15 protein-coding genes are annotated in these 14793 nt (G+C 44.6%); 10 read left to right on the forward strand and 5 right to left on the reverse strand.

Translation table 11 applies throughout. The features are described 5' to 3' along the window. Positions 1-27 precede the first annotated feature (27 nt). From groL to ACM0P2_RS19095, 3 genes are all read right to left on the reverse strand, one after another. Positions 28-1665 carry a chaperonin GroEL gene (groL, locus tag ACM0P2_RS19085; protein ID WP_159118586.1) on the reverse strand — a complete coding sequence of 546 codons (1638 nt, stop codon included), beginning with the start codon at positions 1663-1665 and terminating at the stop codon, positions 28-30. A 40-nt stretch (positions 1666-1705) separates the two neighbouring features. Beyond that, entirely contained in the window at positions 1706-1996 is a 291-nt protein-coding gene (locus ACM0P2_RS19090) for a co-chaperone GroES (RefSeq protein ID WP_012520088.1), read from the reverse strand. A gap of 304 nt (positions 1997-2300) precedes the next feature. Further along, entirely contained in the window at positions 2301-2816 is a 516-nt protein-coding gene (locus ACM0P2_RS19095; RefSeq protein ID WP_159118587.1) for an FxsA family protein, read from the reverse strand. 211 nt (positions 2817-3027) lie between these two features. Here ACM0P2_RS19095 and cutA point away from each other — a divergent pair, with 211 nt between their 5' ends. The 8 genes from cutA to ACM0P2_RS19135 all read left to right on the forward strand — a co-directional run bounded on the left by cutA (position 3028) and on the right by ACM0P2_RS19135 (position 10699). Then, complete coding sequence (gene cutA, locus ACM0P2_RS19100; protein ID WP_159118588.1) at positions 3028-3342, forward strand: divalent-cation tolerance protein CutA; 315 nt, start codon at positions 3028-3030, stop codon at positions 3340-3342. Between the two features lie 36 nt (positions 3343-3378). Continuing rightward, entirely contained in the window at positions 3379-5280 is a 1902-nt protein-coding gene (locus ACM0P2_RS19105; protein ID WP_419227024.1) for a protein-disulfide reductase DsbD, read from the forward strand. Then, the gene (locus ACM0P2_RS19110) at positions 5246-6151 is read left to right on the forward strand and encodes a M23 family metallopeptidase (protein ID WP_159118590.1); all 906 of its coding nucleotides are present in this window, start codon (positions 5246-5248) and stop codon (positions 6149-6151) included. Before ACM0P2_RS19105 ends, ACM0P2_RS19110 begins: the two co-directional genes overlap by 35 nt. Before the next feature lie 247 nt (positions 6152-6398). Beyond that, positions 6399-6839, forward strand: a complete 441-nt coding sequence (gene aroQ / locus ACM0P2_RS19115) for a type II 3-dehydroquinate dehydratase (protein ID WP_159118591.1) — start codon at positions 6399-6401, stop codon at positions 6837-6839. 14 nt (positions 6840-6853) lie between these two features. Then, positions 6854-7318: an acetyl-CoA carboxylase biotin carboxyl carrier protein gene (accB, locus tag ACM0P2_RS19120; RefSeq protein WP_014951276.1), complete on the forward strand. Its 465-nt coding sequence runs from the start codon at positions 6854-6856 to the stop codon at positions 7316-7318. Between the two features lie 14 nt (positions 7319-7332). Next, positions 7333-8676 (forward strand): acetyl-CoA carboxylase biotin carboxylase subunit, encoded by a 1344-nt coding sequence (gene accC, locus ACM0P2_RS19125; protein ID WP_105932537.1) that lies wholly within the window; start codon positions 7333-7335, stop codon positions 8674-8676. Positions 8677-9071: 395 nt separating this feature from the next. Further along, positions 9072-10001, forward strand: a complete 930-nt coding sequence (locus ACM0P2_RS19130; RefSeq protein WP_419227719.1) for a hypothetical protein — start codon at positions 9072-9074, stop codon at positions 9999-10001. A gap of 257 nt (positions 10002-10258) precedes the next feature. Continuing rightward, complete coding sequence (locus ACM0P2_RS19135) at positions 10259-10699, forward strand: hypothetical protein (RefSeq protein ID WP_159118593.1); 441 nt, start codon at positions 10259-10261, stop codon at positions 10697-10699. 82 nt (positions 10700-10781) lie between these two features. Here the strand turns inward: ACM0P2_RS19135 and ACM0P2_RS19140 are convergent, their stop codons facing one another. Then, positions 10782-11045 (reverse strand): TIGR03643 family protein, encoded by a 264-nt coding sequence (locus tag ACM0P2_RS19140; protein WP_105932719.1) that lies wholly within the window; start codon positions 11043-11045, stop codon positions 10782-10784. A 106-nt stretch (positions 11046-11151) separates the two neighbouring features. After that, entirely contained in the window at positions 11152-13299 is a 2148-nt protein-coding gene (locus ACM0P2_RS19145) for an exonuclease domain-containing protein (RefSeq protein WP_419227025.1), read from the reverse strand. Between the two features lie 530 nt (positions 13300-13829). Between ACM0P2_RS19145 and ACM0P2_RS19150 the strand changes: the two genes are divergently transcribed. After that, entirely contained in the window at positions 13830-14021 is a 192-nt protein-coding gene (locus tag ACM0P2_RS19150) for a CPXCG motif-containing cysteine-rich protein (RefSeq protein ID WP_159118595.1), read from the forward strand. Beyond that, entirely contained in the window at positions 14014-14643 is a 630-nt protein-coding gene (locus ACM0P2_RS19155) for a flavin reductase family protein (RefSeq protein WP_173359232.1), read from the forward strand. Before ACM0P2_RS19150 ends, ACM0P2_RS19155 begins: the two co-directional genes overlap by 8 nt. Positions 14644-14793 lie beyond the last annotated feature (150 nt).

The raw sequence follows: 14793 nt of genomic DNA on the forward strand, positions 1-14793 counted from the left end.
GAAAGGACTTAAAGAGACAGCAATTGATTACATCATGCCGCCCATGCCGCCCATTCCGCCCATGTCAGGCATTCCTGGAGCGTCATCTTTAGGTAGTTCAGCTACCATTGCTTCAGTCGTGATCATTAGTGAAGCAATCGATGATGCGAACTGTAGTGCAGAGCGCGTTACTTTAGTTGGGTCAAGGATACCCATCTCTAGCATGTCGCCGTAAGTATCGTTACCTGCGTTGTAACCGTAGTTACCTTCGCCGTTCTTCACTTCGTTAACTACTACAGATGCTTCTGCACCTGAGTTGATAGAGATTTGACGTAGAGGCGCTTCCATTGCACGTAGTGCAAGCTTGATACCTACTGTTTGGTCTTCGTTGTCACCAGTTAGGTCAGCAAGTTTAGCTGCTGCGCGAACTAGTGCCACACCACCACCAGGTACCACACCTTCTTCAACCGCTGCGCGCGTTGCGTGTAGTGCATCTTCTACGCGGTCTTTCTTCTCTTTCATTTCAACTTCAGTTGCTGCACCAACTTTAATTACTGCAACACCGCCTGAAAGCTTAGCTAGACGCTCTTGAAGCTTTTCTTTGTCGTAGTCAGACGAAGACTCTTCAATTTGACCCTTGATTTGAGCACAACGGCCTTCAATCGCTTCTTGGTCGCCGTTACCGTCAACAACAGTTGTGTTGTCTTTGTTGATAACTACGCGCTTAGCAGTACCTAGGTCTTCAAGCTGAACTTTTTCAAGGTCTAGACCAATCTCTTCAGAGATTACTGTACCGCCAGTTAGGATAGCGATGTCTTGAAGCATTGCTTTACGACGGTCACCAAAACCAGGTGCTTTAACCGCTGCAACTTTAACAATACCGCGCATGTTGTTTACTACTAGTGTAGCTAGCGCTTCGCCTTCAACATCTTCAGCGATGATCATTAGCGGCTTACCAGCTTTCGCTACGCCTTCAAGGGTAGGAAGTAGTTCGCGGATGTTAGAAATCTTCTTGTCAACCAATAGGATGAACGGGTTGTCTAGTTCAACAGTACCGTTTTCTTGATTGTTGATGAAGTATGGAGACAGGTAACCGCGGTCGAACTGCATACCTTCAACAACGTCTAGTTCGTTTTGAAGTGCCTGACCTTCTTCTACAGTGATAACACCTTCTTTACCTACTTTTTCCATTGCTTGTGCAATGATGTCGCCCACTTCTGAATCAGAGTTTGCAGAGATAGTACCTACTTGAGCGATAGACTTGCTGTCTGCACAGTCAGTAGAAAGGGCTTTTAGCTCTTCAACTGCGGCAATAACTGCTTTGTCGATACCGCGCTTAAGGTCCATTGGGTTCATACCCGCTGCAACGCTCTTAAGGCCTTCAGTTACGATTGCTTGCGCTAGTACAGTTGCAGTAGTAGTACCGTCACCCGCTTCGTCGTTCGCTTTAGACGCTACTTCTTTAACCATCTGCGCGCCCATATTCTCGAACTTGTCTTCAAGTTCGATTTCTTTCGCTACAGATACACCATCTTTAGTGATAGTTGGAGCACCAAATGACTTGTCTAGAACAACGTTACGGCCTTTAGGACCAAGTGTTACTTTTACTGCGTTCGCTAGAATGTTTACGCCTTTAAGCATTTTACTGCGAGCGTCATCACCAAAACGTACTTCTTTAGCTGCCATGATTAAATTCCTCTAAAATTCGTTTTAACGTTAGTTGTAATTACTCAACAATCGCTAGAATGTCGCTTTCGCTTAGGATAAGTACTTCTTCACCATCCAGCTTTTCTGTTTTTACGCCGTAACCGTCGTTGAAAATAACGGTGTCGCCAACTTTAACGTCTAGCGCTTTTACTTCACCGTTCTCAAGGATGCGACCGTTACCTACTGCGATTACTTCACCACGTGTAGATTTTTCTGCTGCAGAACCAGTCAGAACGATACCGCCTGCAGATTTGCTTTCTTGCTCTGCGCGCTTAAGGATTACGCGGTCGTGTAAAGGACGAATTGCCATTTTCAAGTCTCCTGAAAATTCCACTATTCAAAGTTATGTAGTTACCAACACCCAGACTGTCTGAATGTTGTGTGCTTGGGTTGCTCATTGCTGAGCAGTTAAAATCGTTTCTGCACGGATAGATGGGGTAGTACCCAGATAACTTCAAGGGTTTTTAAGCAAAAAAATGTAAAAAAATTGGTTTTTTCGCTAAATATTTATTTTTCTAAGAAGATTTTACTTGGAAGGCAAAATATAAACGCCGTTTATTGTGCTAAACGGCGTACAAGTGAAATAAATCAAACACGTTGGCAGTAAGAAAAGCCTATTTCAATCGTTTATCAGGGTCGTTAGTGGTGTGATCGGTGTATTCGCCTTCGATGATATCGTCACCGCTTTGACGTTGTCCGGGTCTCTCGCCAAACGGACTCTGCCCGAAAGGTGATTGGCCTTGCCCAAAACCAGGCCCCATGCTTGGCGTAACGACGCGCATTTTCATGTGCTTGCTAACTTGTGCCGCAAAGAAATGACGGGAGCCCGGCATGGCTAACAAGAAACCAAAAATATCCGTGATAAATCCCGGCGTGACTAATAAAATACCGGCGACAACAAGCATAAGACCTTCAACGAGTTCCTTTCCAGGCACTTCGTTTCGCTGCATTTTTTCTTGTGCAGTCTGCAACGTACTTACACCTTCGCGTTTAACAAAGTACGCACCGATAAATGCTGACAAAATAACCAAGCCTACGGTATTCCAACCGCCAATCACGCTTCCCACATTAATTAGCAGCGCAATCTCTAAAATAGGTAATAGGGCAAACAATAAAAATAAAACCCGCAAAACTTTTCCTCTTTCATGTATTCATAACCCGTTATAGTGACTTTGTACGTAATAACAAGAAAAGGTGCCCATCATTTCGCTTAAATAGTCACTTAAAGCGACCGATTGCGACCGTGATATACTTTGTTTGTGAAAGAATGATGGCCCTATTTAGGTCTGTTTAGCTACGCCATAACGACCACGTAAAACATGCATATAGGTAGAAGATGCCATGACAATTAAGCTTGTATTGTGCACTGCGCCAGATGATTCGACGGCACAGTTAATTGCTCGCGCACTTGTTGAAGAAAAACTCGCCGCCTGCGTAAATATTATTAAGGGGATCGAGTCAGTGTATGAATGGCAGGGAAAGATAGAAAGCGACAGGGAATGCCAGCTTCTCATCAAAACCAACACACAAAATGTTCTTCAGGCATTTGATAGGGTAAGCGAACTTCATCCGTACGATGTTCCTGAGTGGTTAGAACTTAATGCCGAAGCAAGCAGCGCTTACGGGCATTGGTTACAAGCTACTCTGCAACGTTAACTGAACAAAAATAATCAAAAAGAAAAATAGATAATAATGAAATTTGACCTTATGACTACGTTTCTCATGTCCACAAATCTGCCAGTAGCGCCACTGTACCGCCGGTTTACAGCACATGTCATTTTAGTGCTTTGTTTAATGTCGATGTTTAGTGCAGTTTCTTTTGCGCAGGTACCCAGTGCATTCGATGATCCCTTTGCAGACGAACCACAATTTTTAGATGTAGAACAAGCGTTTGCTTTCGACTTTAATCAAAAAGAGAACACGTTAAGGCTCACCTTCGATATTGCAGACGGCTATTATCTGTACCGAAAGCAATTCAAGTTCGTGGCTAAAGAAGCTGAAATTGGCGAACCCGCATTCCCAAGCGGGGTAATGATTGAAGATGAGTTTTTTGGCGAGTCTGAAGTATTTTACGACGGCGTATCTATTACTTTGCCTATCGAATCGGCGGGCAGTAACGGCGTAGTTAAAGTTCGGTATCAGGGCTGCGCTGACGCCGGGCTTTGTTACCCCCCTACGGTTAAAGTTGTATACCTAAATGAAGTAGGACGCAGCGCGCCGGCTAGTATAGATGCGGCGTCGGGATCAAATAACACCTCAACCTCTTCGCAAAGCGAACAGTTTGACCTAGCCCAACAGCTTATCGATAAAGATAATATTGCCCTTACGCTTGCTTTATTTTTCGCTCTGGGTGTAGGACTGGCTTTTACCCCTTGTGTGTTTCCTATGTACCCCATTGTCTCGGGTATCGTTATTGGTCGGGGCAAGCCTAAAACCGCATCGCATTCGTTCTGGTTAACCTTTGTTTACGTTCAGGGTATGGCGATCACGTACTCATTGCTTGGTTTGGTGGTTGCTGTAGCAGGTGCCCAGTTTCAGGCTGCGTTGCAACATCCTGTGGTGCTGGGCGTGTTCATTGTACTGTTTGTGGCGCTTGCCGTTGCCCTATTTGGTGGTTTTGAAATTCAGCTTCCCGCAAAGTATCAAGAAAAGCTAACTCACATGAGTAACAACCAAACACCCGGCAGTTTCGCAGGTGTGTTTGTTATGGGCGTATTGTCTGGCCTTATTGCATCGCCCTGCACTACTGCACCGCTCACCGGTATTTTATTATTTATTGCCCAAACGGGTGATATGACGCTCGGCTTTATTTCCCTTTATCTGTTAAGTATAGGCATGGGCGTTCCGCTCATTCTCTTTGGTATGACTGGCGGAAAACTGCTTCCAAAAGCTGGTAACTGGATGAATGTGGTCAAAGTAACCTTCGGCTTTATGATGCTTGCGGTGGCTATTGTGTTTATTGAGCGTCTCTACAACAGCCCTGCCACTGGCTTTCTTTGGGGCTTGTTAGGCTTTGGTCTATTTGGTTATTACTGGGCACTTAATCGCGCTAGTAAAAATTCGTTGATGAAGCTACTGCGCGCTGTGTTGGTTGCAGTAGGTATCATGGGCAGCGCAGGTCTTACCTATCAAGCGGGGCTTAACACTGGGTTGTGGGGCGAAAGTACCGACGGTAAACATGTGGGTCACCCAGACTTTGTTATTGCAAGAGATTTAGCGGATTTACGCAATAAAATAGATGCCGCCAACGCCAATGGAAAAACCGTAATGGTTGACCTTTACGCAGACTGGTGTGTGGCCTGTAAGGAATTCGAAAAATACACCTTCCCTGACCAGAAAGTGGTTACAGCGCTTAGCAACACGGTGTGGATGCAAATGGACCTTACCGATAACACACCAGAACGCCAGGAGATTTTCGATACCTTCAACGTCCTTGGTCTCCCTACTATTTTATTCTTTGATAATAATGGTAATGAAATAGAAAAAGCTCGCGTAACCGGGTTTATGAAAGCAAAAGCCTTTGCTAGTCATGCTGATGAATGGCTAAACCAAACACTCGATGACAGTAGCCGTGGGAATATTAGCCCTGACTAAATCATCGGATTTCCCTACAGGAAGCACGGCCCTTATCAATTTTGTTAAGGGTCGCCTCATATGGCTACTCTTAATTGTAATCATTGTTAGTTTTTGTTGTTTGCTTTCCTCGCCTGTCTTAGCGAAAACGACAGGCTGTTTTGATAATAAGCGGTTTTGCTTCGAACTCACCCCTTCATCGACTTCCCTTTATCTTGTCTCTGTTCAACGAAAAGTCTCTTTTCCCGTAGCGCTCACGCTGTATTCCGATGAACTGTTACAAATACCGTCTCAAGAAAAGTCACGAAAGCCACTATTTCATGCCAACGCGTTTTTGAATACAGACAACGCTATACCTTTAGGTGTAATAGAAGAACCTGAAACATTTTGGGAAACCATGCGCGTTAAATGGACGGTGGGGCGAATAGATGCGAAGCATGACGATACTTATACCTACCTTTCTCCCCTGCAGCCTGCCAGTAAATACAGTATTGTTCAGGGTTTCAATGGTACCTTTACCCATTCTGGAGCATCGAGATTTGCGCTCGACTTTGCCGCGCCTGTGGGCACTCCTGTTCTAGCAGCGCGCGAGGGTGTGGTCATAGACACCAAAGACGATGGCGATAAAGGCGGGCCATCGCCCGAACTTGCTAAATATGCTAATTATGTTGTTGTTCTTCATAGTGACGGCACAACCGGTGAATACTATCATCTTAAGCACAAAGGAGCGGCAGTAACACGAGGGCAAACCGTGCAGCGGGGACAACTAATCGGCTATACCGGCAACACGGGATTCTCTTCCTTACCCCACCTCCACTTCGCTGTTTATGTGGCTAAGTTTCACGGTAAATACGTTAGCGTTCCCTTTTCTCTTGGCGGCACCTCTCTCTAACTCGTGTAACCAATACCATTGAATCACACAGCGTGCTGCGGGTTCACGCCCAAAATTACCACTTAAACTTTGCGGCGAAAACACCTGATTAGACCAGTATTTTGCTGCGAAAACTTTATCTATCACTATAATCATTAGTTAACACAATAAATGAGAAAATAAATTGGCGTTTTTTCGTGCAACTGTCACAAAAATTTGTTGAAATGACGAAAACAGTGATTTTTTCCCGAAGATAGCAGCAAACTAGATGAACATTTTGTTACTGAACGGCCCTAACTTAAATATGTTAGGCCAACGAGAACCCGAAAAGTACGGCACACAAACCTTGCAAGACATCGTTGATGATTTGCAGGCGCAGGCTGCCTCGAGCGACGTGACCTTAACGCATTTTCAGTCGAACGCAGAGTTTGAACTGATTGAACGCGTGCACGCTGCTATGGGTACAGTTGATGCCATTATTATTAATCCTGCTGCTTTCACGCACACCAGCGTCGCCCTTCGCGATGCATTGTTGAGTGTCAGTATTCCGTTTATTGAAGTGCATTTGTCGAACGTTCATGCCCGCGAACCGTTTCGTCACCATTCTTATTTTTCTGATGTTGCAGCTGGCGTCATTGTTGGCCTTGGTGCCATGGGTTATTCGCTCGCGCTAACTGCAGCAATCAATTTACCGAAATCGTTAAAATAACGCAGAGACAGAACATGGATATTAGAAAGATTAAAAAACTCATCGAATTAGTGGAAGAATCTGGCATTGCCGAGCTAGAGATCACTGAAGGCGAAGAGTCTGTACGCATCCACCGTGGACCTACAGGTGTTCAAGCGCCAATGAACTACAGTTTTGCAGCGCCTGCAGCACCGCAAATGGCTCCTGCTCCAGCAGCGGCAGCCACCACCGCATCAGAAGCGCCAGCGGAGCCTGCACAGCCAGAAGGTCACGTTGTTAAGTCTCCTATGGTAGGTACTTTCTACCGTGCATCTTCTCCTACTGCAAAAGCCTTTGCAGAAGTGGGTCAGCAAGTAAAAGTTGGCGACACGCTTTGTATCGTTGAAGCCATGAAGATGATGAACCAAATTGAAGCAGATAAAGCAGGTGTGGTTAAGGCAATCTTGGTGGAAAACCAAGACCCTGTCGAATTCGACCAGCCAATGTTCATCATTGAATAAGCGAGTGCTTAACTATGCTAGATAAAGTACTTATTGCTAACCGTGGCGAGATTGCCCTACGTATTTTGAGAGCCTGTAAAGAACTAGGCATCAAAACCGTAGCCGTGCACTCTACTGCGGATAAAAACTTGAAGCACGTGTTGCTAGCTGATGAATCAATTTGTATTGGTAAAGCATCGGCAACCGAAAGCTACCTTAATATACCGCGCATCATCGCTGCCGCCGAGGTCACAAATTCAATCGCTATTCACCCAGGTTACGGTTTCCTAGCGGAAAACGCAGACTTTGCTGAGGCGGTAGAAAAAAGCGGCTTTATTTTCATTGGCCCTAAACCCGAAACTATTAACCTAATGGGTGACAAAGTTTCAGCTATTAATGCAATGAAAAAAGCCGGGGTACCCTGTGTGCCAGGCTCTGACGGCCCGCTAACGGATGACGTAGAGCGCAACAAAGCCATTGCTAAGCGCATTGGCTACCCTATCATCGTTAAAGCTGCGGGCGGCGGCGGTGGACGTGGTATGCGCGTGGTTCGCAGCGAAGCTGAATTGATTAAAGCCATTGAAACAACGCAGGCTGAAGCTGGCGCTGCCTTTGGTAACTCAACGGTTTACATGGAAAAATTCCTTGAGAACCCACGTCACGTTGAAATTCAGGTACTAGCCGATGGACAAGGCAACGCCATCCACTTAGGTGAGCGCGACTGTTCAATGCAGCGTCGTCACCAGAAGGTCGTTGAAGAAGCTCCGGCACCAGGTATCTCTGAGCAAATGCGCACCAAAATTGGCGATCGCTGCCGCAGAGCCTGTGTTGAAATTGGCTACCGCGGCGCAGGTACGTTCGAGTTCTTGTATGAAAACGGCGAATTCTATTTCATTGAAATGAATACTCGTATTCAGGTAGAGCACCCTGTATCTGAAATGATTACTGGCGTTGATCTCATTAAAGAACAGCTTCGCATTGCTGCTGGTCAGCCACTGTCTATCGACCAGTCGCAAATTCAAATTCGTGGCCACGCCATTGAATGCCGAATTAATGCAGAAGATCCAAAAACCTTCATTCCAAGCCCTGGTCCTATCACCATGTTCCACGCGCCAGGTGGCTTAGGTATTCGCTGGGAGTCGCACATTTACGCGGGCTACCACGTACCGCCTTACTACGACTCTATGATCGGTAAGCTTATCACTTATGGCGAAAGCCGAGACGAAGCAATCGCTCGTATGCGTCACGCGCTTGAAGAGATTGTAGTTGAAGGAATTAAAACGAATATCCCGCTTCAGCGTGCCATTATGGCTGATGAAAACTTCTTCGCAGGTGGAACCAACATCCACTACCTTGAGAAGAAGCTAGGCCTAGCCTAATCCCCCCTTTGGGCTACACGGTGTTTTTTGTGTAGCCCAATTTTCTTTTCGCTATTCGCTATTCGCTATTCGCTATTCGCTATTCGCTATTCGCTATTCGCTATTCGCTATTCGCTATTCGCTATTCAGCGTCTTCTAATTTTACGATTAGCACAATCAAATTTTAACGATTTTACTATTCAACACACCAATTTAAACTAGGTACAAGTTTTAAGACATCTCCCTAGGTTTTGAAATTTTGTGTGTTTAATTGGAGTCCCACTCCACTTGTGCCGGCATCCCTGTCGGCTTTTTTTATTTTTCATCAATACCAACTCGTTACCCAATTAACAGGATTTAATGTATAAACGTAGATAAATTCACTGCTTAAGAGTTTACGAGTGCGTTTTTTTATACTGCTTATCACACCGCTTTTGTCTTGCGCGTTAACCAATGCTTATGCGAATGGGTTTTCCCCATCTTTTTCACATAAACTTGATGTACAGATACGCTATGACGATCGCTCCAACAGGCCTAGCAGAGAGCAATACCGTTTGCGTTACTATCCCTCTATCGCACTCTCGCCATCTCTGTCTGTTCATAGCTTTATTGTTACCGGAGAGGACTTTTCTTCTAGCCATAATACATTCGGTAGCGATACCACAGATTACCTTTATCCACGGCGTTTATATGTAAGACACAAAAATGACTTCGGTAAGACTGAGGTTGGCGTTATTCCAACCTACAAAGGCAGGGTTTCATCTACAGGACTTTCTAAAGATGGCTGGATAACGGGGGTTCGACACGTCCGACAGCTCAAAAACGATACGGCCATTGAAATAGTGGTGGGGCAATTAGTAAATGCACAGGCGAATGAAGCATTCAATATTGGCGAAGAAGACGATTATTTTGAAATTGAGTACTCGGCAAAAATGGGGCAGCGTCACAGTTATGAAGCAAGTTTTGAAAAAATGCTCAATGGAACGTTTGTACGGGCTGAATATCGCTTTCGAATCAATGATGAAGATACCGCTTTTGTAGAACTTGTTCAGCGAACTGACGAAAGCGCTGCTAAGTTTGTAGTTGGGACAAGTGGTGAGCTTGCAACAGGCGTTCTTAACACTTCTTATCCTATCGAATATTTTGCATATTACTCTTACATAGATAGTCGTTTCGGCGAGCGTGCCGAACTCATAGAAGACTTTTTAGGTACAGGCCATGGAGGTTCGTTGGAATTCAGTGGTGTTCTTTCGAAAAAACATGATGTTGAATGGTTTGTGAGAACAGACTTTGTTGAAAGCGTAAGCCGACTGTTAGCAGGTATCAAGCTGTCTTTCGAGGGCTGACGGCCAAGCACAACGCCATTCAAAAAAAGGCCCATCAAACGATGGGCCAAACAGCAAGAACGCGTACACACTTTAACAGTGCATAATAGATTACGGGGGTAGACTGCTAGGAGTTCAGTTATGCTTAATTACTTATTTTTAATTTCAGACGCTTTAAAGTCCTCGGCAGATTTATTAGACTTTAGACCAATAAGAGAGCTTATTCTTTCTTATCGATGTACTCATTATTTGCCCTGAAGAAATATCAAGGTGTGTTTGTGTCTAGTCGTTACGCCCAATTTAAAGAACAACTACCAATTTCTCGTCTTTCAGATGAAACGCTCCTCGCGTTTAGAGTGTTATTTGATGATCCACTCGACATTGTCGACCTCGCTCAAGACATAGCCGACTTAGCTCTTTACCCCGAACGGTTAAATGAGAGCTACCGAAAAGAATGGGAAACGTATGTCGTAAAAGCGTTAGCCCTTGAGATAAAGAAACAAGATAACTTAACGCCTGGAGAGTTTATTGAACTTATGATGACAAAAGTGGAGGACATTCAAAATAACAACGACACCTATTCAAATCTCCTTCGCCAAGTCCACCACGCTAAAAGCATTTTGTTATCAGACAACACCTTCGTATTTCCAACGCCATTGCGACAACAGCTCACTGCTTTTCTCTTGCCAATTTCTGCAATATCACCGCCTAAGAAGTGACCCAAGAGCCTTAATTACATGCGCTGATTGCCGCTCAGCCCACCATGACCCGAGCGGTGGGTGACGATATGATTGTTGATATTTACTTGTTAGCACCTTTATATTTGTACTGAGAAGGGCAGTAACCTCTATCCACGCCTTCTGGTCGCAAGCTCGCATGCTTTGTCTTCCTACCCGATACTCTCTCACGCCAGTTTTTGAAGGTTTTTTGTTTAAGGTTTTTACGCATGAGCTTTATTACGTCTTTCTCGGGTAGTCCAAACAAACGCTCAATAGCTTCAAATGGGGTGCGGTCTTCCCATGCCATTTCTATGACTCGTGATTCTTGCTCTTCAGTAAGTGCCATCTCAAACATCTCAATAAGTACTTTTTTAACTTCAATATTTACTCTATAGGGAACGATTTCGTTCAGTAAAAACCATAAATTCCGTGTTGCTAACTTACTCGCTAAATTACTCGCTAACGTTAGCAATAATAGCCTCATCCTCTTTTTCAAACGCTAGCTTTAAAAGCTCTGCTGCTGCTACGGCATCACTCAGTGCCCGGTGATGCCGCTCCATTTCGATATGGAAATGTTTGGTCAAGTTGGCTAGCGAATAGGACGGTAGGCCAGGGTAAGTTCGACGCATCTCGCGCACAGTACACATTTTAGGTCTTCTAAACGATTGTTCTAATCGAGCAAACTCTTGTTTAATGAATCCATAATCAAAGTTAACGTTATGTGCAACAAACACGGCATCCTGAGTAAAACTTGCGATATGATCCGCGACTTCAGAAAACAGCGGCGCGTCGGCCACCATGTCGTCTGAAATACCGGTAAGCTTGGTAATATTGCTGGGGATACGGCGCTGAGGATTAAGAAGGGTTTGAAACCTGTCTACCTCCTGTCCAGCCACAAGCTTCACCATACCTATTTCCGTAATGCGGTTGTAACTGTTATTGCCACCTGTTGTTTCGATGTCTACGACAACATAAGGTTGTTCAGGATCCCGTATCCAATTAACAGTCGTAACGGCTACATCAAACCCCGCTTGCTGCAAACGCTGGATAGACACAAGTTGGTTACGTCGAAGTTGATCGCCAGGGGCCTTTATCTCTTCAAAGCGAAGGGTGTTATCAAACACCATAATGTCGGGGAATCCGTCCCTCAGGTTGGCGAAGTCTTTACACATCATTCGTAGTAAGGTGTAAATTACCTCAAGTGAACCATGCTTTATTAGTGCTTCAATCGGCGTTAGCAAATAGCTTGACCACATAAACAAACTGTTTACTTTGCCATAATGCTGGGTCGCCATTTTATGAAGGTGGAATCGCAACTTTTCTTTAGTATCGAGCTTGCGCAGTAGGTCTTCAATACTAAGTTCAAACTTTGCATAAAAGTTGTTTTGCTTTAGCGAAAGTGGCCTGCGATCAAATTCAGTAACCAACGTATCCTCTTCGTAAAGCTGCTTCCAGAACGTAAGGCCAAACAGACTACGCCACAACCGATTCTCTGTGCGCCAGCCCTCAATTCCTTGCCTTGCGTAGTGGGCTAAAACACCTCGCTCTACCTGCTGATTTTGACTCACATCAATATCAAGCGTTCGGCTTGCGTTTCTGAGCATGTCAGTCACCGTACTGGTGCGCTTTTTATGATATTTGCGAGCATAAAAATCTTCAGCAAAAGCCAGCAGTGTATCCGACTGGGGATTATCTATGATGTCTTCAAGCACCTGCTTTACGCCATCCTGGTTACCGTCTTTGTAACTTTCCCTTAACCACTTTTCCTTTGCTTTGTCGCTTTGTGCTTGTTGCAGAACAGCTAACCCTTTTTGGCGGTCTATTCCCAATAGTTTGAGTCCAAGCGCATAAAGACATTGATCGCGATAAAAACTTGCCGATACGCCTTCTGTTTCTGGAAAGTCTGCCTCTGCGGTTGCAAGAAGCATATCATCGTTATAAGACGCCAACTGACTGTAGTGGTTAGCGTAGAACCATGCTGCTAGAGCGTCTTCCTTGGTATCAAAACGGGCCGTGTCGGTAACAGAATCAGAGCGCGTTCTCATTACGCCAAGATCGCGCATAGAAAATTGATTCAGGCGGCTTTTTGTGTTGCCGAAATATATAAAAAGTAGAAAACGAAGCGCACTATCAAAGAGACACACTAAATAATTTTCAAGTGATAACTGCTCAGGCCAACCGTGGGTTGAAATGTGCTCTTTCAGTCTTGTGACCAACTTTGGTTTGGTCAATGAAGAAAGACCCTGTGTACTGCCATACTCGGCGAGTAACGCAAGCAGTGCGTCTTTTGTTAATACACCCGCAATATCATTTAACGAAGCATGAGACAGGTCACCAAACCAACCATTTACCTTTAACCAGTCTATCTGCTCCTGCGGCGTGCTAACTTCGCTGTAATTAAACTGACTTCTATCTATTACCGCGTACTTGCGATTGGCAGCTCTCACCACAATGCATTGCTTGTCGTCATCCAATGCCCTGAAGCGTTCTATAAAATCAGTAGCTTCATCGCTTAACAGCGCACGGTTCGCTCCCTCGAAGAACCCAAGGAATTCGTGAAAGTGTGTTAGATAATAACGGGGCGGTAAATCTTTTCGCATGGTGCATCTTTGGCTGTAAAATCTTTGATAGTGTATATTTATACAGCCCATTTAATCAAATTAAATACAGCGCCTACACAAGGTTCTGCTTCTCCCATCCGCACTTTAAACTCGTACTCTCTGCTTCGCGACCCAACGAAAAAACGTGGCTAGCTGCTCGTCTTCAAGCAAAAGCGGCAAAGTATAAAAGTGTTTAGCTAACGTCATCTCATCATAAAATCGATGGATGCCACTATGACATTGCCTACAAATATAAATACCGGTTTGCAATTCTGATTTGGTGAAATGCTTTTTAAAGAAGTTACGACGGTGCATTTTTCGTGGGATCAAATGATGAAACGTAAGGCGTGTGTCTCTTTTGCAGCAAGGGCATTCGCCTACTTTATTTGTCACTTCTCAACCTTTATGTCTGTTTATTTTGGCCCAACCAAATCTTGTCTCTTAGCTTTTGCTTCTTTCAACAATGGGTAAATCCAGTCTTCTTTACATTACGTAACAAACAGCAATTGTGATTACGAAGGCGAACTTTTATGAGCTTAACCCGTTCTATGGACTTTTCATGCCCATACTGTATGGCACCGAACGACGTAGAGATAGATGAAGTCAATGATGTAGGGCAAGTTCAGGTACTTGATTGCCAAGTGTGCTGCCAACCTATTGAACTGACGACCTATCAACATGGTGACGACATACAGATTGAGGCTGAAAGAGAGAATGACTAAACAATTTACTCGGGCCGATATTGACGCCCTTGCACAGCGATATCGCGCTAATTTAATCAACAGCCTATCAGGGTTTAAATCTGCCACTTTAGTGGGTACGACCGACGGCAAGACAAACAATCTTGCAATCGTTAGTTCTATTGTCCATGTGGGTGCAAATCCTCCACTAATTGGTATGATCATGCGCCCACATACTGTGACGCGCGATACCCTTGGTAATATCAAACAGCAAGGGTTCTACACATTGAATCACGTTTCCACCGATTGGGTAGACAAGGCGCATCAAACATCAGCGCGCTATGCACCAGATGAAAGCGAATTTGATGCCGTAGGCTTAACGCCGCAATTCAGCGGATCATTTAGTGCCCCTTATGTGGCAGAAAGCGATATTAAAATGGGGCTCAAGGTTGCTCAGCACTTTACCTTACTAAATGAGACTGAAATGGTAATTGGCGAGATTCAAGAACTTTATATGCCAGAAGACATTGTTGATGAAGATGGGTATGTCGACATTGAGCAAGCGAAGACGGCTTGTATTTCAGGTTTAGACAGCTATCACAGTACAAAGCGAATAGCGCAGTTCTCATACGCTAAGCCAGATGTTGCACTAACAAAAAAGTGAACCTACAGTGTCATTGTGTGTCTGACAGACATGGTACTGTGAAGTTTATTTAATCTGGATCAAGCGAAAATTCGAAAATTCAGTCGATCTTTTTTCAAAAAGAGATAGTATCTAGATATGAAACAAAACCTGCCTCTTGGGGCAGGTTTT

It is taken from the genome of Alteromonas sp. OM2203 (assembly GCF_048517045.1).
Lineage (GTDB): Bacteria > Pseudomonadota > Gammaproteobacteria > Enterobacterales > Alteromonadaceae > Alteromonas > Alteromonas gracilis.

What these genes read in the sequence shown, in the direction of transcription:
- ACM0P2_RS19105 (WP_419227024.1), top strand. Translation starts at nt 3,379, where the DNA reads ATGAAATTTGACCTTATGACTACGTTTCTCATGTCCACAAATCTGCCA.
- ACM0P2_RS19140 (WP_105932719.1), bottom strand. Translation starts at nt 11,045, where the DNA reads ATGGCACTTACTGAAGAGCAAGAATCACGAGTCATAGAAATGGCATGG.
- cutA (WP_159118588.1), top strand. Translation starts at nt 3,028, where the DNA reads ATGACAATTAAGCTTGTATTGTGCACTGCGCCAGATGATTCGACGGCA.
- accB (WP_014951276.1), top strand. Translation starts at nt 6,854, where the DNA reads ATGGATATTAGAAAGATTAAAAAACTCATCGAATTAGTGGAAGAATCT.
- accC (WP_105932537.1), top strand. Translation starts at nt 7,333, where the DNA reads ATGCTAGATAAAGTACTTATTGCTAACCGTGGCGAGATTGCCCTACGT.
- ACM0P2_RS19145 (WP_419227025.1), bottom strand. Translation starts at nt 13,299, where the DNA reads ATGCGAAAAGATTTACCGCCCCGTTATTATCTAACACACTTTCACGAA.
- aroQ (WP_159118591.1), top strand. Translation starts at nt 6,399, where the DNA reads ATGAACATTTTGTTACTGAACGGCCCTAACTTAAATATGTTAGGCCAA.
- ACM0P2_RS19155 (WP_173359232.1), top strand. Translation starts at nt 14,014, where the DNA reads ATGACTAAACAATTTACTCGGGCCGATATTGACGCCCTTGCACAGCGA.
- groL (WP_159118586.1), bottom strand. Translation starts at nt 1,665, where the DNA reads ATGGCAGCTAAAGAAGTACGTTTTGGTGATGACGCTCGCAGTAAAATG.
- ACM0P2_RS19110 (WP_159118590.1), top strand. Translation starts at nt 5,246, where the DNA reads ATGACAGTAGCCGTGGGAATATTAGCCCTGACTAAATCATCGGATTTC.
- ACM0P2_RS19150 (WP_159118595.1), top strand. Translation starts at nt 13,830, where the DNA reads ATGAGCTTAACCCGTTCTATGGACTTTTCATGCCCATACTGTATGGCA.
- ACM0P2_RS19090 (WP_012520088.1), bottom strand. Translation starts at nt 1,996, where the DNA reads ATGGCAATTCGTCCTTTACACGACCGCGTAATCCTTAAGCGCGCAGAG.